Source organism: Caulobacter henricii, from assembly GCF_001414055.1.
Taxonomy (GTDB): Bacteria; Pseudomonadota; Alphaproteobacteria; order Caulobacterales; family Caulobacteraceae; genus Caulobacter; species Caulobacter henricii.
In genome coordinates this window covers 1,717,721-1,741,775 of record NZ_CP013002.1, presented here as the reverse complement: position 1 = coordinate 1,741,775, position 24,055 = coordinate 1,717,721, and the positions used below count along the sequence as shown (strand labels likewise).

Sequence of the window (24,055 nt, the reverse complement as noted above, 5' to 3'; positions counted from 1 at the left end):
CGGCGACGACGCATGGTTTACAACAGAATGCGGCCGGCAAAGGGCCGCCAGCGCAGGCGGGGAACCTATAGCGGGAAAGGGCCAGCCGCAACGGGCCCTGGCGCAAGCACTAGCTCTTCTTGGCGTAGTAGGTCTCGGCCTCGCCCGGGAAGGTCCGGGCCTTGACGTCGGACGCATAGGTCTGCGCCGCCCGCTCGATCTCGCCTTTCAGATCGGCATAGCGACGCACGAACTTGGGCGTCCAGTCGAACAGGCCCAGCATGTCGTCGGTGACCAGGATCTGGCCGTCACATCCCGCTGAAGCCCCGATGCCGATGGTCGGCGGAGCGATGGCAGCTGTAATCTCGCGTGCCAGACTTTCGGCGACACCCTCGACGACCACGGCAAAGGCCCCGGCATCGGCCGTACGGCGGGCCTCCTCGAGAATCAGGGCGCGACCGGCTTCGTCCCGCCCTTTGGCCTTGAAGCCCCCATCGACCAGCACCGCCTGGGGGCGCAGGCCCACATGGCCCATCACCGGCACACCGCGCTGGGTCAGATATTCAATCGTCGCCGGAACGGTGGGACCGCTCTCGACCTTCACGGCCTGGGCACCGGTCTCCTTCATGATCCGCACCGCATTGGCATAGGCCAGTTCAGGCGACGCCTCATAGGATCCGAACGGCATGTCGACCACGACCATGGCCTTGCGCGAGCCCCGCATCACGGCCTGGCCATGCAGGATCATCATCTCCAGCGTGACCCCGACGGTATTGGGCATGCCGTGCACAACCATGCCTAGCGAGTCGCCGACCAGCAGCAGGTCACAGGCGTCGTCGAGCGCAGCCGCCACGGGCGCGGTGTAGGCGGTCAGGCAGACGATGGGCACACCGCCCTTGCGGGCAGCGATGTCGGGGGCTGCGAGGCGGCGAACCGTCTCATCACGGTGCGAGGACAGAACCATGCTCCAGGTCAGGCCCCGATAGGGGCGAAGGCGCGCCGTTGTCGGCCAGATCGCCCCGCACTGCAACATGAACAGCGATCAGTCGATATCGCCTCAGAACTCTTCCATGGCCCGGGTCACGGCGAAGCCCAGGGCCAGAAGCGCCAGTCCCGCCGCCAGCCACAGCGCTTCCATGCTGGCGGGCGTTGCGACCACCTCGCTGAACTTGGCAAAAGCCAGGTCGATATCGGCGTTCAGATCTCGGGTTCCATTGCGCGACAGGGTCTGCAATTCGGCAGAGAAGCGGGTGGCCACCAGCTGCACTGCCGCAATCACGCCCGCCGCGACGCCCGCTCCGCCGATCAGAAGACGACGCAGCGCCCAGCCACGGTCAAGGCTGGCAGCAATCTGGGCGGTAAACAGCTCGGCGTCCGGAAAAGCCGGTGGCTCATTGAAAAGCCGTGTCAGCCGCGCTTCGAAATCGGGTTCAGCCATGAGCTTCCCTCCTCGCGCTTTCAGTCGGTGGGGCCAGTCTGGCCCTGAGTTTATCCAAACCACGTTTGACATGGGATTTCACCGTGCCGATCGGGATGTTCAAGGCCTCGGCGACCTCGGCGTGGGACCAGTCGCCCCCATAACAGAGCGAAACGCAAAGCCGCTCGCCTTTCGACAGGGCCTTGAGGGCCTCGTCCAGGTCGATCCGGTTGGCCGTCCGCGGCTCATTGAGGGCAGCAGGATCGTCACCGTCCTGGGCCTGGTCGGTGAAGATCATGCGCGCTTCACGCTTGACCTTGCGAAGATAGCCACGCGCCGCGATCCGCTTGATCCAGCCGGCAAAGGCACCATCGCCGCGATAGTCAGCCACCTGTTCGAAACCGGCCAGGAAAGCGTCCTGGGCCATGTCGTCGGCCGTCGCCGGGTCGGCCCCCATCCGGCGCAGCAGGCCCCGGACGGCCGAGCCGTGTCGCCGGACCAGCTCGCCATAGGCGCGCCGGTCGCCCGCCGCCGCAAAGGCGGCGAGCTCGACATCGTGGCCCGTTGGTGGGCGGTCCATGGACATGCCGTTCCCCCTCGCCAAGCCTCTGTCGTCAGACGCGCTTGTACTTGTTGGGATTGAAGAAGCTGAGGATGATGAAGGCCAGGCCGATCACGAGCGGAATGCAGGCAACGCCGATGCCCGGCTGGTGAAAGTCATGATCGCCGAAGTCGCCGAAGTAGCTGAATCCTGCGATGCCGATGCCGGCAGCCATCCAGATCACACCGGCGCGCATGTCGCTCAATGAGGTGGGGGCAACCTTCACATTGCGGGTCAGGGCCTCGATGACCTCGGACGGAACCGGCTGGCCCTTGTCGATGGCCGCCCGCAGCGTCGTCTGCATTTCCAGACGTTCGCGGCTCTTGAGCCAGATCGGTACGATCACGATGGCACCGATAACGATAAACAGGATGATGGGAACCCAAACACCGTCCATGGCGAAACTCCTCTTGATGGGCGCGCTCCCGTGAGCACTGCCTTCTGATGATAAGAGGCACCGGGACAGGCGTTTGGAGGCGCCCGGCGGGATGAAACTTTCGTAAGCTAGCGAGAGGCCAGCAATCGGTCGCCCACAACCAAGGCGGCCAGAGCCAGCAGCAGCATGCCCGCCGCCGGTGCCAGGCTGGGGGCCAGGCTATCGACTGCCAGGTTCAGGATCGGCGCACAGGCCCACAGGACCACGCTGGCGGCCAGAGCAGCAGAGGCACCCAGGGCCAGCCGGTCGAGCAAGGCCCGCCGTTCAACGGCCTCCATGACCTCGGCCACAAAGACGTCAGACGCCTGCGGCGCGGGCGTCTCGCCCAGAAATGAAGCCAGACGATCTTCGGGACTCATGACGGATCTCCCAGAACAGCCAGCAGTCTCTCACGACCGCGGGCAACATGCGACTTCACCGTGCCAAGCGGCAATTTGAGGACCTCGGCCGCCTCAGCATGCGACCATCCCTGACCCAGGCAGAGCGTAACACAGGCGCGCTGGTCTTCCGGCAGGGTGTCGAGCGCGGCCTGCAGGGCCAGGCGCTCGTCCTGGCCGACCTCGTCCGAGGCCTCCAGGGCTTCCTGCCCGCGCCAGTCCTCATCGCGGCGAGCCGATCGCCTCGCGCTGCGACTCTGGTCCTGGGCCTTGCGCCAGGCGATGCCATAGAGCCAGGCCCGGAACCCCTCATCGGCGCGCAATCGTCCCAGGCTCGTCCAGGCCGCTACAAAAGCTTCCTGGGCGATATCGTCGGCGTCGGCCCAGCCGCTCTTGCGAAGGAAGCCGCGGAGAGGCTTCTCATGCATCGCAACCAGTCGGGCAAAGGCCGCCTGAGAGCCACCGCGCGCCGCCCGTACGAGCGGCGCGTCCATCAGATCCTCGGACCCCGACCGACCAGCAGCGACACCAGCGAAGCCAGGCACAGGGCTCCCATGACAAAGGCGACGATCGTGAAGGCCTCTCCTGACCCATAGAGGTCAGCGAAGGCGGCATAGCTGAAACCCGCGCCAAGCACGCCGAACAGTACGGCGCGATAGGCCGGATGCTCCTCGCGATAGCGGCGGCGGAACCGGCGCGGCGTACGCCCGATTTCCTCGTCCGTCTCTTCGTTCCAGCGCTTGTTCAGTCGCGCCAGAAGTTCGGGAGGCGGCTCGCGGCCACTGGCGGCGTAGGACTTGAGCAGGTCCAGGGTGTCGCGGTTGGCGCGATAGGACAGCCAGCTCTGAAAGCCGCCGACCACAAACCAGCTCAGCGGAAAGAGCAGCCACCAGTAGGAACGGAACAGGTCTTCCATGATTTTCCCTCCGAGGACTGTCAGTTGGCTTTGAGACGGGCGATCAGCTCGGGCGGCGCTTCGCGCCCGGCCTGAGCATAGGTCTCGATCAGATCCAGAACGTCACGACGGGCCTTGTAATTCAGCCAGGCGCGCCAGGCGGCGATCAGGAACCAGCTCAGGGGAAAGACCAGCCACCAGAAGTCTCGAAACAGGCTCAGCATGATTTGTGCTCCAGAGGGCGCCAGGCTCGGCGCCGTTTTCTGAAGGTTAGTCGCCGCCGGACGCCGCCCTGGATGCAACAAGATGCGAAATAATTTCCGACGGCGATTCAAACACGATGGTCGGGCCATGCTCGGCCAGGATCGCCCGCTTGGCGGCACCCCAGGTCACTGCGCCGCTGGCCAGGCCCAGTGCGCGGGCCGCTTCGATATCGCGGGTCTCGTCCCCAATGCAGATGACCCGGTCGCGCGCGGCACCGGAGGTCACCTTGCGAAACTTGCGGGCCTTGCCGAACAGCGAGGCCCCGCAGGAGAACTGGCTGATCAGGCCCGACAATTCCGGTCCCAGCACTGCGCGGATTGTGCCTTCGCTGTTGGAGCTGACCACGGCCAGGCGAAGACCCGCCTCGTGCAGGGTCCGCAGCATGCCGGCCGTTTCCGGAAACAGCGGGATGGACTCGCACTCGGCCGCCATCAGTTTCTTGCCGTGCCGGGCGATCATCGGCAGTTTCCAGGGCGATATGCCCAGATAGCGAATGACCTCGCGCGTCCCGCGGCCGCGCAGCATGTCGATTTCTTCGTCGGTGACGGTCTTGAACCCGAACCGCTGGGCCATGGGATTGACGGCCTTGATCATCCACGCCGCGCTGTCGGCCAGCGTGCCGTCAAAGTCAAAAATGACCATGTCGTAGGACGGAACGGGTTGGGCCCCCACGGAACAGTTCCTGCACTTCTGGTTTCAAACGACGCGAGCTTGGCCGAAATAGCCCCGCCTCGCCCCGATTGTCGTCTAAAAAATCTGCCGACTCGCGTCTGGCGCAAAGCCAATTGGCCTCAAGCGGCCGCTTCGAACAGCCGCGCATAGAGATCCGGCTTGAAGCCCGCGGTCAACGCTCCATTGATGTCGAGCATGGGCCGCTTGATCATCGAGGGCTGGGCCAGCATCAAATCCACAGCCTTTGCGGCGTCCAGGTCTTGCTTCTGCGACTCTGTCAGCTTGCGGAAGGTCGTACCGGCCCGGTTCAGAACCGCCTCCCACCCCAGGGCCTCGACCCAGCGGACAAGACGTTCCCGGTCGATCCCGACGGACTTGTAGTCGTGAAAGGCGTGGACGACCCCATGGTCGTCCAGCCAGTCCCGAGCCTTCTTCATCGTGTCACAGGCCTTGATGCCATAGACGGTCACGGTCATGGATCCGCTCCCCCCGTCGCTCGTCACGCCGCCTTGGCGGCTGCCAGGCTGGCGCGAAGACGTTCAGCGACTGCGCCCAGGGTGATGGCCGACAGGGCTTCATCGACCTCTAGCGCATCATCAGTCGATGCGATCAGGGCCAGACGGTGGGTGAAGTCCGTCACCGCCGTGATGTGTTGCGCGAGAAGGTCGACGGTATGCAGTTCCTGCATGACCTGATTGCGGCTCTCCGGCGGGCTGACCGCCAGGATCTGACCCAGGGCGTCATCCAGCTTGCCACAGGCCTCTGCAGCGATGGACATTTCCGCCGACACGGCCGCCAAGATCGCGGCGATGCTGGAACCCGCGTTATCCTGTTCCGAACTCATTCTTCCCCCGACTTTGGACTTCTGACGATTTTCTGGTCCCAACACGCGTCGACGTGAGGGCCTTACGGTGAAGGTGGAGTGATCCCGGGTCCAACCGCAAGGACCATTTACACCAAACAGGCGAATTGCGACCTTCGATCCGGGTCTTCCGCCTCAGGCCTCGATGATATGCGGCACGAAACGCGCCAGGTTTTTGGTCACCACGCTGTCATCCTCGCGAATGCCGATGCCCGCCGGCCGGTTGCCCACCATCCAGGCCCCGACCACAGGATGCCTGCCGGCAAAGGTCGGTGGCGGGTGGAAGGCCTGCACTATGGCGCCCTCCCGGCCATAGCCCTGGTCCAGAACCGGTTCATTCCCGCCGATGATCTCGACATTGGCCCCTTCGCGCGAAAACAGCGGCTTGCGCACATGGCGCGGGCCCAGGTTCGACACACGCGGGTCATCTTCGAAATAGGCTTCCAGAAGATTGGGGTGGCCGGGATGCCGCTCCCAGAGCAGGGGCAGGATGCCCTTGTTCGACAGGATCGCCTTCCAGGAGGGCTCAAGCCAGCGCACGGCGGCGGTCTTCAGATGGACCGCATATGGCTCCCGCAGCATGAACTCCCAGGGATAGAGCTTGAATGCTGCCTGCAGGAGGAACCCCTCGCTGTCGACAAACTGGCCCTCAGCGTTCACCCCAATGGCATCGATCGCGACGAACCGGGGGTCGAGCCCGGCCTGAAGGGCTAGGTCCTCCAGGAAGCGCACGGTCTGGCGATCCTCAATGGCCGAGGCATCACTTGCGAAATGCACGAAGCCGCCGGTCGGGAACAGGGTTGCGAAGCGGTCCCGCAAGGCCTCGAACAGGCTGTTGAACTGATCGGTTCCCGCGGGTAGCGCGCCTGACGCCATGAGGTCTTCCAGCCAGAGCCACTGAAAGGTCGCCGCCTCGAACACGCTGGTGGGCGTGTCGGCATTGTACTCATAGAGCTTGGGCGGGCCTGAGCCGTCATAACCGAAGTCAAAGCGGCCATAGAGCGAGGGCTCGCGGGCCCGCCATGAGGCAGCGATGAAGTCCTGATGCTCGGCCGGGATCGCCAGCCGGGTCATCAGCGCCTCGCTCCCCACCGCCTCATCGACGAGGTCGAGGCAAAGCTCGTGCAGCGCTTCCGCCGCCGGCTCCAGATCGCCTTCGATCTGGGCCAGGGTGAAGGCATAGGCCACCGACTCATCCCAATAGGGCTGGCCGTCCGTGTGGTGGTAGACGAAACCGACCGCGTCGGCCTTCGCCTGCCAGTCTGGTCGGGGCGTCAGATCAAGTCGACGCACGCGGATCAGGCGTCGCTGGCTTTGGGATCGGCCGACTTCTGCTCGATCTGCAGCGGCGCTGCGGCCGGAGGGGCGAGACGCGCCAGAATGTCATCGGCCGAGGACTGACCCGGACCAATCCCGGCCAGGCGCAGCTTCTCGTCAAGGTCCGCGCCCGTACGGCGGTCTTCCAGTTCGCCGGCGGCCTTGATGCGCTCGCCACGAATGGCCTGACGCTCCTTGATCCGGGCGAGGCTGTCGGCGGCCGAACCCAGGGACGAACCTGCACCCGCGCCTCGTGCCGCCACCGCAGCCTGGGCCTTCTGAACAGATTCATTGACCTTCACGACCTCGACCTCACGGCGCAGGGTTTCAACCCGGCGATCCGTGGCGGTGATCGCCTGATGAAGCTGGTCCTCGGCCTGACGCATGCCCTCGATCTGGGGCTCCTTCAGGGCAATGTCCTGCTCGAGGTCTGCGATGCGCTGAGCGACCTGACGGGCAAGATCCATGTCGCCCTTGCCGACAGCCGCGCGGGCCGAGCCTTCGTACTTGGTCACCTGCTCGCGGAAGCTGGACACTTCCTTCTCCAGGATGCGCCGGCGGGCCACGAGGGTGGCCAGGTCGTCACGGGCCTTGCCCTGGGCGGTGTCGGCATCGCGGATTTCCTGGTCCAGGATCCGGATGGCATTGGCGTCGACGACGGCGGCCGTGGCGTCATGCGCGCCTGCGCGGCCCAGGGTGAACAGCTTGCGCCAGATGGACATCGGGGGGTCTCCGGGAACGATTTCAGGCGGGAGTGAAGGAGGAGCGCAGATCGGACGCGGCCTCGATGGCATTTTCGGCCAGCACGCGCAGTTCGATCAGAATGTCATCGAGCGACGAGGACGGTGCCAGTTCGCCGAACAGTTCGTAATAGTCACGGTCACCGACTGTGCCGATGCCGAAGTTCGACAGAGGCACCAGTTTCTGGGCCTTGAGCAGGAACTCGTTGAAGGCGTGGCGATCTTCCTGTTCGTCGACCGGCCACAACAGGACCGAAGCCGCGATCTGCTGATCGCTGGCGCTGACGAAGATCTCCAGGTCGCCCTGCTCGTGCATGGTGACCAGCAGGATCGGATCCGCGCCTTCGACGACCCGGGCCGTCAGAGCCTCGCCACCCCTTGTGGACAGGGCGGCCTGCAGCGAGCGAACAGTCCAGGCGGCGGTCGTCATGGGGATTCATCCTCTAGAGGTCATGGCGTTTCATACAAGATGGGAGGCCGAATGCCAGTCGTCGAGAGCCTCGCGAAAACCTTGCCCATGACAAGTTGGTAATGGCGCGGGCCCTTTTGCAGAAGCACCGCGCGTCGTACAGGTAGAGGGAGTCGCCACCGGGTCCGCTTTCGATGTTCAGCAAGCTTTTCGGACGCAAGGACGCTGCGCTCGCCGCGCCGGCCCTGCCCGCCATTCGCAATGTCACCCTGGGTCGAACCGTCTGGCTCGACACCCTGGCCTGGCGGCGTTTTGGCGGCGATACCCAGTTCTCCCTGGACCGCGACACGCTCGAGATCTCCGCCCAGGGCCTAGTGGACCTGAAGGACGGCGGCTTCGTCCATCGCTTCTATACCGATGATCATGTGATGTTTCAGGCTGTCTCCGACGATCGTGAAGGCCAGCGCCTGACCGACGTGACGGTCTTCATGCCCTGGGACAGTGCCTATCCCGGCGGTCGCGCCGATCGTGAGGCCTGGGCCGCCCGGCTGCAGGCCCGCACCTTCACGGCCAAGGGCCTGCCGGACTATCACCGCCTGTGGTTTGGCGATGAAGCCGAACACCAGGACCCCGTCACCTTCTGGGAAGACCTGCATGATGACCGGGACGGCGTTCCCGACCGGCGGATCTTCCAGACCTGCATGCTGTTCGCCCGCGACCTGCCGGGTGACGGCCGTGAGTTACTGCTCGCCATCGAGCAGGAGAGCGAAGACCATGAGGTCTCGTTCGAGATCATGCTCGGCATTCCGCTGGAAGCCGGCGAATTCAAAGCCTGAACGGAAAGAGACAGACCATGTTTGATCTTCAGGGGTTCGCCACCAGCGCCCTCGCCTTTCTGGTGGCCTTCATCGCCGCCGGCCTGTTCACCGTGGCCTTCAAGGTCATCTACCAGTGGGTGACGCCCTATCATGAGGGCAAGCTGATCCGGGAGGGTAATGTCGCTGCCGCCCTCGCCCTCGGCGGTGCCCTGGTCGGCTATGTCCTGCCCCTGGCCTCGGCCCTCAGCCATACCGTCTCGCTGGTCGAGTTCTGCGCCTGGGCCGCCCTGGCCGGCATCATCCAGATCGCCGCCTTCACCCTGATCCGCGTGGTGGTGATGAAGGACGTCGCTGCCCGCATCGAGCGCGGCGAACTGGCCGCCGGGGTCTATCTGGCCAGCATCTCCCTGGCCGTGGGCCTGATCAATGCCGCCTGCATGACGTCATGAGCCGCCCCATGTCCGATCAAGCCCAACCCCGCCTCAAGCGCTCGCGCAGCCTGACCCTGACCACCCTGATGGCGGGCGCAGCGGTGTCTATCACCGCTTGCGACAATGCGCCGGCTGTCACCCAGTGGGGCGATCCGCCGGCCGCCCAATCCGGACGCGCCGTCGAGGCCCGCACCTTTGCCAGTCTCGACGAGTGCAAGGCCTCGGGCGACTTCACCGCCCAGCAGTGCGAAACGACCCTGGCCCAGGCCCAGAAGGACAGTGCCGAGAACGCCCCCAAGTTCAACGACCAGCAGAGCTGCGAGGAACGCTATGGCGTCGACCAGTGCGTGCCACGCTCCAGCCAGGGTGGCGGCAGCTTCTTCACGCCACTCCTGACCGGATTCATCATCGGTCAGGCGCTCGACAACATGGGTGGCGGCTATCGCGGCGCGCCCATGTATCGCGATCGTAACGGGACCTATTACGGCGGTGGCGGCTATCCGCTGTCGCGCGACTATGTCACCGGCCGAACGCGCGTCCGTTCGGAAAGCTTTGACGCGCCGTCGCGGGCCGAGGCCCCGGCGCGGGTCCAGAGCCGCAGTTCGGTGATCTCGCGCGGCGGATTTGGCGGCGGCCGGTCGTTCGGCGGTTGACCGGCAGCATGTCCTCCCCGCTTGACCGCGCCGCCGCCGAGGCCCTGGACGCCGCTGATCCCCTGGCGGCCTTCGTAGACGAGTTCGAGCGTCCGGCCGGCGTGATCTATCTGAATGGCAATTCCCTGGGCCCAGCCCCTAAGGCCGCCCTGACCCGGGTGGCCGAGGCGGCACGCCAGGAATGGGCGACGGACCTGATCACCAGCTGGAACAAGGCGGGGTGGTTTGATCTGCCCTACCGGCTTGGCGACCGTCTGGCCGGTCTGATCGGAGCCGGGCCGGGAGAAGTCGTCCTGACCGACGGTACGGGCCTAAACCTCTATCGTGTGGTCTCCGCCGCCCTGGCCCTGCGCCCGGACCGTCGGGTGATCGTCATGGAAGGCAGCAACTTTCCGACCAACAACTATGTCGTCCAGGGTCTGGTCCAGTCGCTCGGCCAAGGGCATCAGATCCGCTTTGCCGAGCTGGACGACCTTGCCGCCGCCATAGACGACGATGTGGCAGCCGTCGTCCTGACCCATGCGCACTACAAGTCCGCCCATGTGCTGAACATGACCGGCCTCACAGCCAAAGCCCATGCCCACGGTGCCCTGGCGATCTGGGACCTTTGCCACAGCGCCGGTGCCCTGGAGGTCGACCTGAACGGCTGCGACGCCGACTTTGCAGTGGGCTGCACCTACAAGTATCTGAACGGGGGCCCCGGCAGCCCGGCCTTCCTGTTCGTGGCGACACGCCACCAGGCAACGGCCACCCAGCCCATGACCGGCTGGTGGGGCCATGACGCGCCCTTCGCCTTCGAGCGCGACTATCGGCCCGCCACGGGGATCGGCCGCATGCTGACCGGCACTCAGCCGATCCTCAGTCTCGTGGCAACCGAGGCCGGGATCGACATGATCGCGCGGGCGGGAACCGGGGCGATCCGGGCGAAATCCCTGGCCTTGGGACAGCTGTTCCAGTCCCTGATGGGCGAGCGTCTGTCTGACGCCGGCTTTATCCTGACCAGCCCGGCCCACCCGAACGACCGCGGCGGGCATATCGCCTTCGACCATGCCTCGGGCTATCCGATCATGAAGGCCCTGATCGCCCGGGGCGTGATCGGCGACTTCCGGGCCCCGGCCACCTTGAGGTTCGGCTTCGCGCCCCTGCATCTGCGGTTTGTGGATGTGTGGGATGCGGTGGATCGCCTGGCCGGGATTATCCATCAGGGCGTTTGGCGCGATCCTGCCTATGCCGCCGTCGACGCCGTGACCTGAAGGACGTCAATCCGGCCTATTGGCATCAGGGGACAGGCCTCGGTTTCGTCAGGTCGAACGATACCCGAAACAACCTCCCGGGCCGCGACAGCTGGTAGACGAAGGCGCGATCGGTCATCTCCAGGGTCCAGACATTGGTATTGGACACCGCCCTGTTCAGACGGCTGAAGAGGGCCCGGGACTCCGCATCGACCGGAAAGGCCTGAACCTCGACGGAACCGTCCTCGACCGTGTCGCCGCCATAGCGCGACAGCTCGTCCTCGACGCCATCAGGATGGCGATGATCATGCTTGAGACGCAGGCGCTGGTTGTCCAGCCGGTTGATGACCCAGGTCCGGGATCGATCCTCGCCCACCCGAAACGGAATGCGGATTTCGACGGCGTCGCAGGATGACACGGTCATTACCAGCTCGGCCTTGCGAAAGGCCTCATCGGCCGGATCACCGCTGACGACCTGGCCCATGAAACTCTGGCCGCACAGACCGCGCAACCGCTCGAAGAAACCTTCGGCGGCCGTTTGCGCCGACGCCTGGGTCGGCAGGGTCGCAAGCCAGGCCAGGGCACAAAGCGCCGGGATACGTTTCATGTCTGTCTCCTCGCGTGGCTCGGACGATTACCCACCCGGCGGGCGGCAGACGTGCGAGACTAGGATTTGTCGACCTGCACGGATCGCCGCCATGGCCGTCCCCAGTCGACAGTGTTGCCATGGCTGACGGCGCGCTGCCAGCTCAGCCCTGTGCAACGGAAAGAGCCGCACCATGAAAGAGACCAAGGGAAAGTCGAAGAAGCCGGCCCCTCCGAAAGCCAATGCCTCCAACCCCAGCGTCAAGGGCGAGATGGCCACGCTGTTCAAGAAGAAGTAGCGCCCCGCCCGCCGGCCGGCCTTCGCCCGAAGGTCCGGTCGGTGCTGCTCCAGCTGGATGCGTGGTGCTGCAAACTGGCAAGCCCAGGCCAGTAAAATTGACATAATGTTATAAATGACATTATGTCGTTTTATGACTCTGAAGCCTGCTGCCCCCAAAGGTGCCAAGCGCGCCAGAACCCGTGACGCCCTGCTCGTCTCGGCCCAGACCCTGTTGATGGAGCAGAATGCGTCAGCGCTCGGTTTGCGCCAGATCACCGACCATGCGGGGCTGGTTCATGCGAGTTTCTACACCCACTTTCCCGACGTAACGGCCCTGATCGAGGATTTGGCCGAACTGCTCGCCGCCTCACATGCCGCCGCCATGCTGGGCCTGGGCGTCGGCTTGGCCGATCCGGCCACCCGCTTTGCCCGGATCACCCGCCAGTCCCTGCGGATCATCGGCCAGAAGACGGGTCTGGGACGGCTGATGTTCGATGTTGGCCTGCCGGCCGGCGGCCTTGGAGCCGAGCTACGCCTGAGACTCCATCAGGACATCGCCGAAGGCGTGCAGCTGGGCCTCTTCAAGGCAGACGATCTTGAGATCACCGCCAGCCTGGTCGCCGGTGCCATCAGTGGACTGGCCCTGGATCTGCATCGGGGAGCCCTGCCCCTCGAGTCCATCGATGATGCCACAGAACGGCTGCTGATCCTGCTGGGCGTCGACGGGGACCTGGCCCGGCGGCTTGCGCACGAGCCCGTCGATTTCCCGGCTCCCCGCCCTATGCCGATGCGCTGGCTGGATCTGCCGCAACGTCCGACGCCAGACCTGGGGGAAACGCCGTGACACCGACCAAAACCGCTGGACGGGTTCTCAGCCAGGGCGCACCGGACTTCGATGCCGCGCTCCGGGACAGCAGCTTCAATGCCCAGGATCCGGGCCACCGACCCAAACTGATCGTCCAGGCCAGGGAGGTCGCCGACGTCGTCGCCGCGGTGAAGCGGGCGCGCGACGAAGGTCTGCGGATCTCCATCTGCTCGGGCGGACACAGCTGGGCGCAAAACCATTTCCGCGAGGGGGCACTCCTGCTCGATCTCTCGCGCCTCAACCTCATCGTCCTCGATGAAGCCAACGGCACGGCAAAGATTGGCCCGGGCTGTCTGGCCGGCGACCTCGACAAGGCCCTGGCTCGCCGCAATCTCTTCTTTCCGACCGCTCACGCCTATACCGTCGGCATGGGTGGCTTCCTCCTGCAAGGCGGCTTTGGCTGGAACAGTCGCGCGTTGGGCCTGGCCTGCCAGAGTGTCATCGGCGTAGACGTCGTCCTGGCTGATGGCTCTATCGTCCACGCCACCGAGCGCGAAAACCCCGAACTGCTTTGGGCCGCCCGCGGCGCCGGCCCAGGCTTCTTTGGTGTCGTGGTCCAGTTTCACCTGCGGCTGCATGAACGGCCGAAGTTCATCGGACTCAAGCTCCAGGTCTTCCGCATCCGCCATCTCGAAGAGGTCATGGCCTGGGCCGATGCCGTCGGCCCCGAGGTCCCCGCTTCGGTCGAGTTTCAGATGGTCATGAACCGGCGCGCCATGGGAATCTTCGCCCATGGGCTGGAGGTCTATGGCCCTGTCCTGACCAACAGTCGGCGCGAGGCTCGCGATGCCGTTCGGTTCATTGACCAGGGCCCGTTTCGCAAGAAGGCCAGCCTGACCCTGCCGCTGCTGCCCGTCTCCCTGGGTTTCATGATGAACTCCGGCGAGAAGACCCTCTTCCTGCCCAATACCCGCTGGACGACCGACAGCATGTGGATGGACACTCCCATTTCGCCCATGTTGCCGGCGATGCGCGACATCGCTGACAGCCAGCCGCCGGCCCCGAGCCATGCCTTGTGGCTGAACTGGAATCCGCCGGCCTCGCGGCCCGACATGGCCTTCTCACTCGAGGCCCGCACCTATATCGCCCTCTATGGCGGCCTGCGCGGCAAGACCCAAAGACCCGCTGACGAGACCTGGGCGACCGACCACATGCAGGCCCTGCAGCCCCACAGCCGTGGCATTCAACTGGCCGACGAGAATCTGGGCCGACGCCCGGCCCCCTTCATGGCCCCCGCCAACCTGACCCGCCTCGAGGCCCTGCGGGCGCGCTTTGATCCCGATGGCCGTTTCAACAGCTATATGGGGAGACCCGCGTGAAGAGCAGCAGGCCGGTCCCCGGTCGGTATCTGGGCTATAGGGCCGCAGATCTGGCCCAGCCCTATGCCCGCTTCTTCAGGCCGGACCTCGCGCCCCTGGCACCCCATGTCTGTGCCGCGCTTGATCGCGGCGGCGTACCGGACATCCTGATGCCCGGCCTGGATCGGGCGGCGGAGTCGCTGTTCGGCGACACCTGCGGCCTTGAGGACGGCTTCGTCCTGACGGCAGACGGCGGCATGAGGGTCAGCGTTCGGTCCGCGATGCCCGGTGTAACCCCGGCCATGGTCGACTGGTGGTTCGGCTGGCACGGCGATCAGGCGGCCAAGTACAAGCTCTGGCACCCCCAGGCTCATGTCCATGTCGCCTGGCGCGATCCACCACCCGCAGGATCTCAGGGCCGCGCCCGTTATGTCGGCCAGACGTCTCTGGTCGACGAGTACATCGGCAGCGACCTCGTGCGCGGCTCCATCCGGTTTGTCCCAACCGCAAAACTGGGCTTGCTCGATCGCAGCCTCGAGGATGATCGCGAGGCCACGGTCGTTTGCGCGAGGATCGGCCTGGGCGATGCCCCGATCGAGCTGGGCTATCTGGTGCACCATGTTCGCCGGGTGGCGGGCGGCAGCGAAATGCGCTCCAGATTCTGGATGGGCGGTGCCCACGTCGCCGGCAGAAATCTGGCCGGATCCCTCGCGGCGGCTGTGGCCAAAAAGGTGCTGAAACTGACGGAAAGCGATGCGCGCGCCCTGCTCGTCCATTGCGCCCAGGAGATGCCGCACCTGGCCAGCTTCCTTCCCGAATTGCATGCCCAGGTCAAAGATCAGGCTTGATGCTCGCCGACCGCACGGTCCTCCCTCCCGCACGAAACAGCAGAGCCTGACATGCGCCTCCGATCGATCTTCGGCCTGATGATCCTGCTCCTGGTTTCGGCGGTCGCCATCCTGGCCCTCTGGCCCACCAAGCCCAGGCTGCCGCCGCGTCCGGCCCCGACAGCGCCCTTGCGCGCCAGTCTAACGATCGCCCCACCGGACGAAGCCCTGACCTTTGCGCGCTATCACGATGGCTCAGGCCTGCGAACCATGGCGGTCCGCCGCTATCAGGACGGTGTCGTCACCGGCGTTGATCTGGCCCCGCTGATGCAGCCCGGTGAGGACGCCATCGCCCTCTATAACCGCCTGGGCTACGGGGCCGTGGCCGCCTTCATCGATGCGGGCAAACCAAGCCTGAGCCACGACGCGGCGACCCTGACTGTGCCTGTCGACCTGCGGGGTGTGCATGCGGCGGCGGCGACCAACTATCCCGAGCACGCCAATGAGGCCAAGGTCGAGGATGGCCCCTTCATGTTCGCCAAGGTGGCCCAGCCGACCGCCCCGCGCGCCGCCGTGCCCGCCATTGAGGGCCTCCTCGACTACGAGGTCGAGCTTTGCCTTGTGACCTTGACGCCGCTGCCAGCGGCGGGCGGCGCCAGGGGCGGTCTGATCCTCTGCAATGACATCACCGATCGCGCGGCCCTGCTTCGCGGCGCGGATGTCTCCGACATCACGTCGGGCGAGGGCTTCACCGACGGCAAGAGCGGCAGGGGTTTCCTACCCGTCGGCGACCTGCTGGTCATTCCGCGAGACCTCAAGGCCTTCGTGACGCCGCTTGAACTGAACCTGGCCGTCAATGGCCAGGCGCGGCAGCAAACCCGCGTCACCCAGTGGATCTGGGACCTCGATCGCCTCCTGATCGAAACCGCCAAGCGCAAGGACGCCGTCTGGACCTGGCGAGAGGGACAAGCCCGACTGCCGATCAGTGCCGCAGGCATTCTTCCCGATCGTACCCTGGTCCTGGCCGGTACGCCTGCGGGTACGGTGTTCCAGGGGCCGGGGCCGTCTACTGTCGTTCGTGGTACCCTTGACTGGCTCGCAGGACTTGGTCAGCGCAACTTCGTCCAGTCCGTGATCGAGAGAGCCATCGCTGACGACAAGGCCACGGGGGCCTATCTACAGCCCGGCGATGTGGTGACCATCCGCGTCGACCGGATGGGCACCCTCGAGAACCGTGTCGCGCCGCAGGGAGCCCCCTAAGGGCGCGCCTGCCCTATTCCCACTCGATCGTGCCGGGTGGCTTGGAGGTCACGTCATAGACGACGCGATTGACGCCCCGGACCTCGTTGATGATCCGGGTGGCGGTCTTTCCCAGCACGTCCCAGGGGAATTCGAAAAAGTCGGCCGTCATGCCGTCGGTCGAGGTCACCGCCCGCAGGGCGAGGACGTTCTCGTATGTCCGGGCATCGCCCATCACCCCGACGGTCTTGACCGGCAGCAGCACGGCAAAGGCCTGCCAGATCTTGTCGTAGAGGCCAGCTTCGCGGATGGCTTCGAGATAGATGGCATCGGCCTGCTGCAACACAGCGACCTTCTCGGCGGTGATCTCGCCGGGAATACGGATGGCCAGACCCGGCCCGGGGAACGGATGGCGACCGACGAAGGCCGGGGCCAGGCCCAGCTCGACCCCGAGGGCGCGGACCTCGTCCTTGAACAGTTCGCGCAGCGGCTCGACCAGCTTCAGCTTCATGAAGTCCGGCAGGCCGCCGACATTGTGGTGGCTCTTGATCACCGCCGAAGGGCCGCCGCGCGCCGAGACACTTTCGACCACGTCGGGATAGAGCGTGCCCTGGGCCAAGAAGTCGGCACCGTCGATCTTGGCGGCCTCGCGGTCGAAGATGTCGATGAACTTGCCACCGATGATCTTGCGCTTGGTTTCGGGGTCGCTGACCCCGGCCAGGGCCCCGAGGAACTCGGCCCCGGCGTCCACATGGATCAGCGGGATATTGTAGTGGTCGCGGAACAGGGTGACGACCTGATCGGCTTCGTTCTTGCGCAGCAGGCCGGTGTCGACGAAGACGCAGGTCAGCTGGTCGCCGATCGCTTCATGGATCAGCACGGCAGCGACCGAGCTGTCGACCCCGCCCGACAGGCCGCAGATCACCTTGCCGGTCCCGACCTGGGCGCGGATCTTGCCGACCATCTCCTGGCGGAAGGCCGCCATGGTCCAGTCGCCCTTCAGGCCGGCCAGCTTCAGGAAGTTGCGATAGACCTGAGTGCCGTTGACGGTGTGGACCACCTCGGGGTGGAACTGCACGGCGTAAATCTTGCGCGCATCATCGGAGATGGCCGCGAAGGGCGCGCCGACCGAGGTGGCGATGACGTCGAAGCCGTCCGGGATGGCGGTGACGCGATCGCCGTGGCTCATCCACACGGTTTCCAGCTCGCCGACGCCGGCCAGGCCCTCAAACAGCGGGCTGGCCTTGGCGATGGTCAGTTCAGCACGTCCGAACTCGCCGGCGTGACCGCCCTCGACCTTGCCGCCCAGCACGTCGCACAGCAGTTGCTGACCGTAGCAGATGGCCAGCAGGGGCACGCCCAGATCGAAGAGCTTCTTGCCGATGCGGGGGCTGTCGGCCTCCAGCACGCTGGCGGGACCGCCGGACAGGATGATGGCCGACGGGGCATAGTCGTCGACCAGGGCCTCGGCCTTGTCGAAGGGATGAATCTCGCAGTAGACGCCGGCCTCGCGGACCCGGCGTGCGATCAACTGGGTGACCTGGCTGCCGAAGTCGACGATCAGAACGCGCTGGTGGTGGGCGGGGGCGGTCATGGCGATAGGTCTCCGGCGTCGTTCGGGTCGGACCCTCTTCCCGGGGGAAGACGGCTAGTGAATTGTTCGTTCCAGCACGGCGGCGAAGAAGCCGTCCGTACCGGCGGTGTGGGGTGTCAGGCGCAGATAGCCCTGGTCGGTGACATGGCCCGAGACGGCTTCCAGGCTGATCGGCCTGACCGCGAAACCGGGATGCCGCGCCAGGAAGGCGGCGATACGATCCTCGTTCTCCTCGACCAGCAGCGAGCAGGTCACATAGATGAGACGTCCGCCCGGTCTGACGAAGTCAGCAGCGTCGGTCAGCACGCTGTCCTGCTCGATCTGGCGCTTGGCCAGCTGGTCCGGTGACAGACGCCACTTGGCATCCGGATGGCGGCGCCAGGTGCCGGCGCCGGTGCAGGGCGCGTCGACGAAGACCAGGTCCAGGCGACCTTCCAGACCCTTCAGCGGCTCGGCCTCGATCGGCGAGCGGATCTGCAGGTTGCGAACCCCGGCCCTTTGACCGCGACGAATGGTGTCGGCCAAACGGCGGGCGTCGCTGTCATGGGCAAAGATCTGGCCGCTATTGCCCATGGCCGCCGCCAGGGCGAGGGTCTTGCCGCCCCCGCCAGCACAGAAATCGAGCACCTGTTTGCCCTTGATATCGCCGGCCAGGGCCGCCGCGATCTGGGAGCCCAGGTCCTGAACCTCGAACCAGCCCTTGGTGAAGGCCGGAACCGCCTCGACCGAAGGCGTCCGATCTGCGGCCTGGGGCGCCGGAATGCGAAAGGCGTTGGCGAGAACCCCGGCCGGCTCGGCACCGATCAGCGCCACAGCCCTGGCTCCGCGTTCGACATCCGTCTTCAGGGTGTTGATGCGCAGATCGACCGGCGCACGTTGCGAGAGGGCTACCATCTCTACCCGCACACCGTCGCCGAAGGCGCGGACCAGGCTGGACTCGAGCCAGTCCGGATAGTCGCCCGCCACCGGTGCCGGTGCGTCGTCCAGCGATGCCGGTGCCGACAGCGCCTTGTGCTCGACCTCGGCCAGGGCACCCGGACCATGCTCCTCACCCGCCATCTGCGCGATGCGGTCTACCGGCCACGCCCAGACCTGAGACAGGACGCCCAGAACCACGGCGCGGGCCGAGGTGTCGCCCATCATGAAGCCCAGCGACCGCTTGCGGCGCAGGGCATCCAGCACCAGCCCCGAGACGAAGGCCCGATCCTTTGACCCGGCATAGCGCGAGGCTTCACCCCAGCGCTTCAGCGCCATCTTGACCGGAAAATGCCGCGCCTCGATCTCGGTCAGAACCTCGATCGCGGCGGAAACCCGTCCTCCGTCCCGCATGGGCTCAGACCACCAGGGCCAGGAGGATCGCGATGATCCCGAACAGCGACACGAACCAGGCAACGCTGCGCAACCAGGGCACACCAAAGGCATAGAGCGGCAGATAGGCCACCCGGCCGACGACATAGAGCAAGGCCCCGATCGAGGTCAGGACGCCGATGCGGCCGCCGAGATAGGTGACCACTACAGCGGCGACGAACAGCGGAAAGGTCTCGCAGAAGTTCGCCCAGGCCCGCTCCAGCCGACCGCCAAGACCGGTCAGTTCGATGCGGGCGTCACGGGGTCCGGCGCTCCACTTCAGACCCCGCTGCACGTCGCCGATAACCGCCACGCACAGCAGATGGACCAGGCCGATCAACACGGCCACGCCCACCATCTGAAGTTCGAACGCCATCCGCATGATCTAGACCGCGCTCGGGTAGTTGGGGGCTTCCCGGGTGATCATCACGTCGTGGACGTGGCTTTCGCGCAGGCCAGCGCCGGTGATGCGCACGAAGCGGGCGCGGTTCTGGAACTCTGCGATCGTCGGCGCGCCAACATAGCCCATGGCGGCCCGAAGACCGCCGACCAGCTGGTGCAGTACCGGCGCGATGGCACCCTTGAAAGGCGTCTGGCCTTCAATGCCTTCCGGCACCAACTTGAAGCTGTCGGTCACTTCCTTCTGGAAGTAGCGGTCAGCCGAGCCACGGGCCATGGCGCCCACCGAGCCCATGCCGCGATAGCTCTTGTACGAACGCCCCTGGTACAGGAACACCTCGCCGGGAGCCTCTTCGGTGCCGGCGAACATCGAGCCCATCATGGCCGTGCTGGCCCCGGCAGCGATCGCCTTGGCGAGGTCCCCGGAATACTTGATCCCGCCATCCGCGATGACCGGCGTGCCGCTTTCCCTGGCGGCACGGACGGCCTCCATGATCGCGGTCAGCTGCGGCACACCGACGCCCGCGACGATGCGGGTGGTGCAGATCGAGCCAGGCCCGATACCCACCTTTACGGCGTCGGCACCAGCGTCGATCAGGGCGCGTGCGGCGTCATAGGTGGCAATGTTGCCGGCCACGATCTGGACGCGGTTGGCTTCGCGTTTCAGACGGCTGACGGCCTGGGCGACCTGGCTGGAGTGGCCATGGGCTGTGTCGATGACGACGACGTCGACGCCGGCGTCGACCAGGCCCATCGACCGCTCGAAGCCGGCATCGCCGACGGTCGAGGCCGCGCCGACCAGCAGCCGGCCCTTGTCGTCCTTGGCGGCCAGCGGGTGAGCCTGGGCCTTCTCGATGTCCTTCACCGTGATCAGGCCGACAGCCCGATAGGCGTCGTCAACGACGATCAGACGCTCGATCTTGTGCTTGCGCAGCAGTTCGCGGGCTTCGCGATGATCGATGCCTTCGGACACCGTAATCAGGTTGTCGCGGGTCATCAGCGCCGAGGCCGGGACATTGGCGTCCCCCTCGAAGCGCATGTCGCGATTGGTCAGGATGCCGACCAGCTTGCCTGTTTCGCGTTCGACTACCGGGAAGCCCGAGATCTTGCGGCGGGCCTTGATCTCGCGGATCTCGGCCAGGGTCGTTTCCGGATTGATGGTCAGCGGATTGATGACCATTCCGCTTTCATAGCGCTTCACTTCGCGCACATGGTCAGCCTGTTCGTCCACCGTCAGGTTGCGGTGCAGGATGCCCATGCCGCCGGCCTGGGCCATGGCAATGGCGAGGCGGCTTTCCGTCACCGTGTCCATGGCAGCGGACACAAGCGGGATGTTCAGACTGATTTCACGCGTGAACTTGGTCTCGGTCGTCACCTGGGTCGGCATGACGTCGGACGGACCGGGTTCGAGCAAAACGTCGTCGAAGGTGAGCCCTTCGCGAATCTCCATGGGAGTCTCCATTTTGCGGCGCGGGTATAGCGGCGAGGCTTGGGTTTGTCGAGGCGCTCAAGACACTTCGCGAACCCGATCTAGGCCGTGGCTACAGGCCCGTCCTCGAAGAGACAGTCCAATGCGCTCCGTCCAAGCTTGGATAGCAACACCAAACCGTCACCCGGCTCGACGATATGGTCAGCGAGAGGCCTCGTGACGACAGTTCCGTTCGGGCGATTGATCTGCAGCAGGAAGGCGCTGCGGGCACGGCGCTCGATCTCGCCGACCGTCAAAGTGCCGTGGGCGACATCCTGCGGCACGACCAGGATTTCGAGATCCAGGCCGAGACGGTCAAGAGCCCGGTCGAGCGAACCGCTGGCCTGTCCGCCCCGGAAGATCTGGGCCATTTCAGGAAAAAGGATCAGTTCGGCGATCCGTTCAGCCCCGATGTGGGTCGGCAACACCACCCGGTCCGCGCCGGCCTGCAGCAGCTTGCCCTCTGTTGATGGGCGCTCCCCGCGGGCGATGATCTGCAGGTTGGCGTTAAGGCTGCGCGCCGAAAGCGTGATAAACACATTGTCGGCGTCATCGGCCAGGACTGTGGCCAGCACCTTGGCGCGCTCGATATGCACGGCCTTCAGCAAAACTTCGTCAGTCGCGTCGCCTTGCCGGCAAAGATGCCCGAGATCGAGGGCCTGGTGAGCGCGAGCTTCGTCGCGCTCGATAACCACCAGCGGCGCTCCGGCCGCAGCCAGTTCGCTTGCCAGCATCATCCCGATCCGGCCAAAGCCACAGATGATGATATGGCCTTCCAGCCGTTCGATGGTTTTTTCCACGCGTTTGCCGAAAAACTGCTCTAGCTGGTTGAGGGTCAGGACCTGGACGAGTGCGCCCGTGACCACAATGGTCCCGGTGCAGCCAAAGATCATTGTGGCGATGGTCACGGCGCGCAGATAGGCCGTGTCGACCGGGTTCACCTCTCCATATCCGACCGTGAAAATGGTGAGGGTGACCATATAGGCCGCGTCGGCGAGACTCCATCCCGCTAGGCCGTAAGCGGCCGTCGAGAGCGCGCCGACGACCAGAACGAACAGCACGGCATAGATCAGATTCCGCAGGGGACGCGAGAGAAGATCCTTCAGCATCCGCCGACCGCCCACTACCGCCCCCGGAACCCCGTTGCGACCAGGAAGACCTCGGAGCTGTCCGCCCGGCTGGCCTTGGGCTTGTAGTGGACGACCCGATCGAAGTTCTTCTTCAGCCGGGCAATGACGTCCGCCGTTTCTCCGCCCTGGAAAGCCTTGGCGACAAAGGCACCGCCGGGCTTGAGCACTTCGATGGCGAACTCGGCCCCCATCTCGATCAGGCCCACGATACGAAGGTGATCCGTCTCACGGTGGCCGACGGTGTTGGGGGCCATATCTGACAGCACCACGTCCGGCGCACCCCCCAGCAGTTCGATCAGCCTGGGCGGACAGGCATTGTCGGTGAAGTCCATTTCCAGGATGTGGGCCGGCGCGACCGGATCGACGGGCAGAAGGTCGACGCCGACCAGCTGGGTCACACCGCGCTCGACCGCGATCTGAAGCCAGCCGCCCGGGGCGCAGCCGAGGTCGATGACCCGAGCCCCCTTCTTGAAGAAGCCGAACTTCTCGTCGATCTCGCTGATCTTGAAGGCCGCGCGGCTGCGGTAGCCCAATGCACGGGCCTTGGCCGAGAACGGATCATTGATCTGACGCTCGAGCCAGGCCTGCTGCGACGTGGTCCGGCCATAGGTCTTTTTCAGGCGCGCCGGCTTGGTGCGACCAGAGTCCGTCCCGCCGACGGGCGGCTTGACCATACGCTTGCGGGGCGGTTCTTCTTCGGTCATTCGGACACCGGCTTGAACTTGGACGCCCCGCCCCGGCGTCGCCGACGCGGGCGACGCTGCTGTTCGGACATCAGGGACATCAGAAGTCCCTCTCTAAGCCCTCGATCGGCCACACGCACGCGCGAACACGGCCAAAGCTCCTGAACGGCCTGCAGAATCGCCGCACCGGCCAGGACAAGGTCCGCACGGTCGGCACCGATGCAAGGCTCCTGGGCCCGTTCGGCGGCCGTGAGACTCAGCAATCGGTCCGCCGCGATCTCGCAGTCTCGTCGGTCCATCCACAGGCCGTCGACGACGGTGCGGTCATAACGCTGGAGCCCAAGGTGCAGGCCGGCCAGGCTGGTGATCGCGCCCGAGGTGCCGACCAGATGGGCCCGCCCGCTGGCGAAAACTTCGCGCATCGGCTCGGCGTGCGGGAAGTCTGCAATCCGCGCCTTGACGTCTTCGACCATGGCCCGGAACCAGCCCTCATCGGCCCGCTCGCCCTCGGGGAAGCGTTCGGCCAGGGTCACCACCCCCACCGGGATCGACAGCCAGGCCTTGATCGGGAGCTTCCAGGCGGCGAACTGGCGCGGCTTGGCATCAAGCCCCTCACCTTTCAGATCGACCCAGGACAGTTCGGTCGAACCGCCGCCGACATCGACCACGAGGGCGGCGTCAGACTGGCGATCGAACAGGCTCATACAGCCGGCGACCGATAGCTGGGCCTCCTCGCGCGGTGTGATGATCTGCAGGCGCAGGCCGGTCTCCTCCGCCACCCGAGCGACAAAGGCCGCGCCATTGTCCGCACCCCGGCAGGCCTGGGTCGCCACGGCCTTGATCTTGATTGCCTTGCGCCGACGAATTTTCTCCGCACAGACCTTCAGGGCGGCCATCGAGCGGTCCATGGCCGCATCGGACAGGCGACCGGTCTGAGACAGGCCTTCGCCCAGACGCACGATGCGGGAATAGGCCTCGACGACACGGAACCCGCGCGGAGACGGCGTCGCCACCAGCAGGCGACAGTTGTTAGTGCCAAGGTCGAGTGCCGCATAGCACGACTGCTCGCCCGGCGGCCGCCGACGCCGCCCGTTCTCCTCACGAGGAGGTCTCGGGGCGTCGGGCGCACGCAGCGCCTCCGACATGGTCTTGCCACCTTGTCTTGCAGGTGCCGCAAATCACGACACCTCACTTCGCCGACAAGCATAGCAACGCAGGCGCAGGGCGAAAGCCTTGT

The 24,055-nt window shown here is 65.6% G+C and carries 30 protein-coding genes; 8 read left to right on the top strand and 22 right to left on the bottom strand.

The features are described from left to right. Positions 1-109: 109 nt before the first annotated feature. From panB to AQ619_RS08000, 14 genes are all read right to left on the bottom strand, one after another. Positions 110-937 (bottom strand): 3-methyl-2-oxobutanoate hydroxymethyltransferase, encoded by an 828-nt coding sequence (gene panB, locus AQ619_RS08065; protein WP_062151420.1) that lies wholly within the window; start codon positions 935-937, stop codon positions 110-112. 99 nt (positions 938-1,036) lie between these two features. Then, complete coding sequence (locus tag AQ619_RS08060) at positions 1,037-1,417, bottom strand: hypothetical protein (protein ID WP_062146189.1); 381 nt, start codon at positions 1,415-1,417, stop codon at positions 1,037-1,039. After that, a complete protein-coding gene (locus tag AQ619_RS08055; protein ID WP_062146188.1) occupies positions 1,410-1,982 on the bottom strand; it encodes an RNA polymerase sigma factor in 573 nt (190 codons plus the stop codon). The genes AQ619_RS08060 and AQ619_RS08055 overlap by 8 nt, the downstream gene beginning before the upstream one ends. Positions 1,983-2,010: 28 nt before the next feature. Continuing rightward, positions 2,011-2,394 (bottom strand): DUF6249 domain-containing protein, encoded by a 384-nt coding sequence (locus tag AQ619_RS08050; protein WP_062146186.1) that lies wholly within the window; start codon positions 2,392-2,394, stop codon positions 2,011-2,013. A gap of 107 nt (positions 2,395-2,501) precedes the next feature. After that, a complete protein-coding gene (locus AQ619_RS08045; RefSeq protein ID WP_062146184.1) occupies positions 2,502-2,792 on the bottom strand; it encodes a hypothetical protein in 291 nt (96 codons plus the stop codon). Continuing rightward, the gene (locus AQ619_RS08040; protein ID WP_062146182.1) at positions 2,789-3,304 is read right to left on the bottom strand and encodes an RNA polymerase sigma factor; all 516 of its coding nucleotides are present in this window, start codon (positions 3,302-3,304) and stop codon (positions 2,789-2,791) included. The genes AQ619_RS08045 and AQ619_RS08040 overlap by 4 nt, the downstream gene beginning before the upstream one ends. After that, positions 3,304-3,726 carry a hypothetical protein gene (locus AQ619_RS08035; RefSeq protein ID WP_062146180.1) on the bottom strand — a complete coding sequence of 141 codons (423 nt, stop codon included), beginning with the start codon at positions 3,724-3,726 and terminating at the stop codon, positions 3,304-3,306. The genes AQ619_RS08040 and AQ619_RS08035 overlap by 1 nt, the downstream gene beginning before the upstream one ends. Positions 3,727-3,746: 20 nt before the next feature. Continuing rightward, a complete protein-coding gene (locus tag AQ619_RS08030) occupies positions 3,747-3,929 on the bottom strand; it encodes a hypothetical protein (protein ID WP_062146178.1) in 183 nt (60 codons plus the stop codon). 46 nt (positions 3,930-3,975) lie between these two features. Then, complete coding sequence (locus AQ619_RS08025; RefSeq protein ID WP_335338050.1) at positions 3,976-4,641, bottom strand: HAD hydrolase-like protein; 666 nt, start codon at positions 4,639-4,641, stop codon at positions 3,976-3,978. Between the two features lie 119 nt (positions 4,642-4,760). Continuing rightward, positions 4,761-5,117, bottom strand: a complete 357-nt coding sequence (locus tag AQ619_RS08020) for an ArsC family reductase (RefSeq protein WP_062146176.1) — start codon at positions 5,115-5,117, stop codon at positions 4,761-4,763. A 23-nt stretch (positions 5,118-5,140) separates the two neighbouring features. Then, positions 5,141-5,485, bottom strand: a complete 345-nt coding sequence (locus tag AQ619_RS08015) for a hypothetical protein (protein WP_062146174.1) — start codon at positions 5,483-5,485, stop codon at positions 5,141-5,143. Between the two features lie 153 nt (positions 5,486-5,638). Then, the gene (locus AQ619_RS08010) at positions 5,639-6,796 is read right to left on the bottom strand and encodes a glutathionylspermidine synthase family protein (RefSeq protein ID WP_062146172.1); all 1,158 of its coding nucleotides are present in this window, start codon (positions 6,794-6,796) and stop codon (positions 5,639-5,641) included. A gap of 5 nt (positions 6,797-6,801) precedes the next feature. Next, entirely contained in the window at positions 6,802-7,542 is a 741-nt protein-coding gene (locus tag AQ619_RS08005; RefSeq protein ID WP_062146170.1) for a PspA/IM30 family protein, read from the bottom strand. 22 nt (positions 7,543-7,564) lie between these two features. Continuing rightward, positions 7,565-7,990 carry a YjfI family protein gene (locus AQ619_RS08000; RefSeq protein WP_062146168.1) on the bottom strand — a complete coding sequence of 142 codons (426 nt, stop codon included), beginning with the start codon at positions 7,988-7,990 and terminating at the stop codon, positions 7,565-7,567. Positions 7,991-8,163: 173 nt separating this feature from the next. On the opposite strand from AQ619_RS08000, the gene AQ619_RS07995 reads away from it, so the two are divergent. Genes AQ619_RS07995 through kynU form a run of 4 tightly spaced genes read left to right on the top strand, consistent with a single transcriptional unit; the run spans position 8,164 to position 11,124 of the window. Then, the gene (locus AQ619_RS07995) at positions 8,164-8,805 is read left to right on the top strand and encodes a DUF2491 family protein (RefSeq protein WP_062146167.1); all 642 of its coding nucleotides are present in this window, start codon (positions 8,164-8,166) and stop codon (positions 8,803-8,805) included. 17 nt (positions 8,806-8,822) lie between these two features. Then, complete coding sequence (locus AQ619_RS07990; RefSeq protein ID WP_062146164.1) at positions 8,823-9,236, top strand: DUF350 domain-containing protein; 414 nt, start codon at positions 8,823-8,825, stop codon at positions 9,234-9,236. 8 nt (positions 9,237-9,244) lie between these two features. Further along, the gene (locus AQ619_RS07985) at positions 9,245-9,871 is read left to right on the top strand and encodes a DUF1190 domain-containing protein (protein ID WP_062146163.1); all 627 of its coding nucleotides are present in this window, start codon (positions 9,245-9,247) and stop codon (positions 9,869-9,871) included. Positions 9,872-9,879: 8 nt separating this feature from the next. Continuing rightward, positions 9,880-11,124 (top strand): kynureninase, encoded by a 1,245-nt coding sequence (gene kynU / locus AQ619_RS07980; protein WP_062151415.1) that lies wholly within the window; start codon positions 9,880-9,882, stop codon positions 11,122-11,124. A 25-nt stretch (positions 11,125-11,149) separates the two neighbouring features. On the opposite strand, the gene AQ619_RS07975 is transcribed toward kynU, so the two are convergent. Then, positions 11,150-11,710, bottom strand: a complete 561-nt coding sequence (locus tag AQ619_RS07975; protein WP_062146160.1) for a hypothetical protein — start codon at positions 11,708-11,710, stop codon at positions 11,150-11,152. Between the two features lie 409 nt (positions 11,711-12,119). On the opposite strand from AQ619_RS07975, the gene AQ619_RS07970 reads away from it, so the two are divergent. From AQ619_RS07970 to AQ619_RS07955, 4 genes are read left to right on the top strand one after another with little or no spacing between them, the layout of a single operon-like run. After that, positions 12,120-12,812: a TetR/AcrR family transcriptional regulator gene (locus AQ619_RS07970; RefSeq protein WP_062146158.1), complete on the top strand. Its 693-nt coding sequence runs from the start codon at positions 12,120-12,122 to the stop codon at positions 12,810-12,812. Continuing rightward, positions 12,809-14,152 carry an FAD-binding oxidoreductase gene (locus AQ619_RS07965; protein WP_062146156.1) on the top strand — a complete coding sequence of 448 codons (1,344 nt, stop codon included), beginning with the start codon at positions 12,809-12,811 and terminating at the stop codon, positions 14,150-14,152. The genes AQ619_RS07970 and AQ619_RS07965 overlap by 4 nt, the downstream gene beginning before the upstream one ends. Further along, positions 14,149-14,979, top strand: a complete 831-nt coding sequence (locus AQ619_RS07960) for a DAPG hydrolase family protein (RefSeq protein ID WP_062146154.1) — start codon at positions 14,149-14,151, stop codon at positions 14,977-14,979. Before AQ619_RS07965 ends, AQ619_RS07960 begins: the two co-directional genes overlap by 4 nt. A 51-nt stretch (positions 14,980-15,030) precedes the next feature. After that, positions 15,031-16,218: a fumarylacetoacetate hydrolase family protein gene (locus AQ619_RS07955; protein ID WP_062146152.1), complete on the top strand. Its 1,188-nt coding sequence runs from the start codon at positions 15,031-15,033 to the stop codon at positions 16,216-16,218. A 13-nt stretch (positions 16,219-16,231) separates the two neighbouring features. On the opposite strand, the gene guaA is transcribed toward AQ619_RS07955, so the two are convergent. From guaA to AQ619_RS07920, 7 genes are all read right to left on the bottom strand, one after another. Next, the gene (guaA, locus tag AQ619_RS07950; protein WP_062146150.1) at positions 16,232-17,791 is read right to left on the bottom strand and encodes a glutamine-hydrolyzing GMP synthase; all 1,560 of its coding nucleotides are present in this window, start codon (positions 17,789-17,791) and stop codon (positions 16,232-16,234) included. Positions 17,792-17,845: 54 nt separating this feature from the next. Then, complete coding sequence (locus tag AQ619_RS07945) at positions 17,846-19,120, bottom strand: RsmB/NOP family class I SAM-dependent RNA methyltransferase (protein ID WP_062146148.1); 1,275 nt, start codon at positions 19,118-19,120, stop codon at positions 17,846-17,848. A gap of 4 nt (positions 19,121-19,124) precedes the next feature. After that, entirely contained in the window at positions 19,125-19,514 is a 390-nt protein-coding gene (locus AQ619_RS07940) for an MAPEG family protein (protein WP_335338049.1), read from the bottom strand. Positions 19,515-19,523: 9 nt separating this feature from the next. After that, the gene (guaB, locus tag AQ619_RS07935) at positions 19,524-20,987 is read right to left on the bottom strand and encodes an IMP dehydrogenase (RefSeq protein WP_062146144.1); all 1,464 of its coding nucleotides are present in this window, start codon (positions 20,985-20,987) and stop codon (positions 19,524-19,526) included. 80 nt (positions 20,988-21,067) lie between these two features. After that, positions 21,068-22,114, bottom strand: a complete 1,047-nt coding sequence (locus AQ619_RS07930; RefSeq protein ID WP_062146142.1) for a potassium channel family protein — start codon at positions 22,112-22,114, stop codon at positions 21,068-21,070. Positions 22,115-22,128: 14 nt separating this feature from the next. Continuing rightward, complete coding sequence (locus tag AQ619_RS07925; RefSeq protein ID WP_062146140.1) at positions 22,129-22,839, bottom strand: RlmE family RNA methyltransferase; 711 nt, start codon at positions 22,837-22,839, stop codon at positions 22,129-22,131. Further along, a complete protein-coding gene (locus AQ619_RS07920) occupies positions 22,836-23,963 on the bottom strand; it encodes a Ppx/GppA phosphatase family protein (RefSeq protein WP_062146139.1) in 1,128 nt (375 codons plus the stop codon). Before AQ619_RS07920 ends, AQ619_RS07925 begins: the two co-directional genes overlap by 4 nt. Between the last annotated feature and the right edge of the window lie 92 nt (positions 23,964-24,055).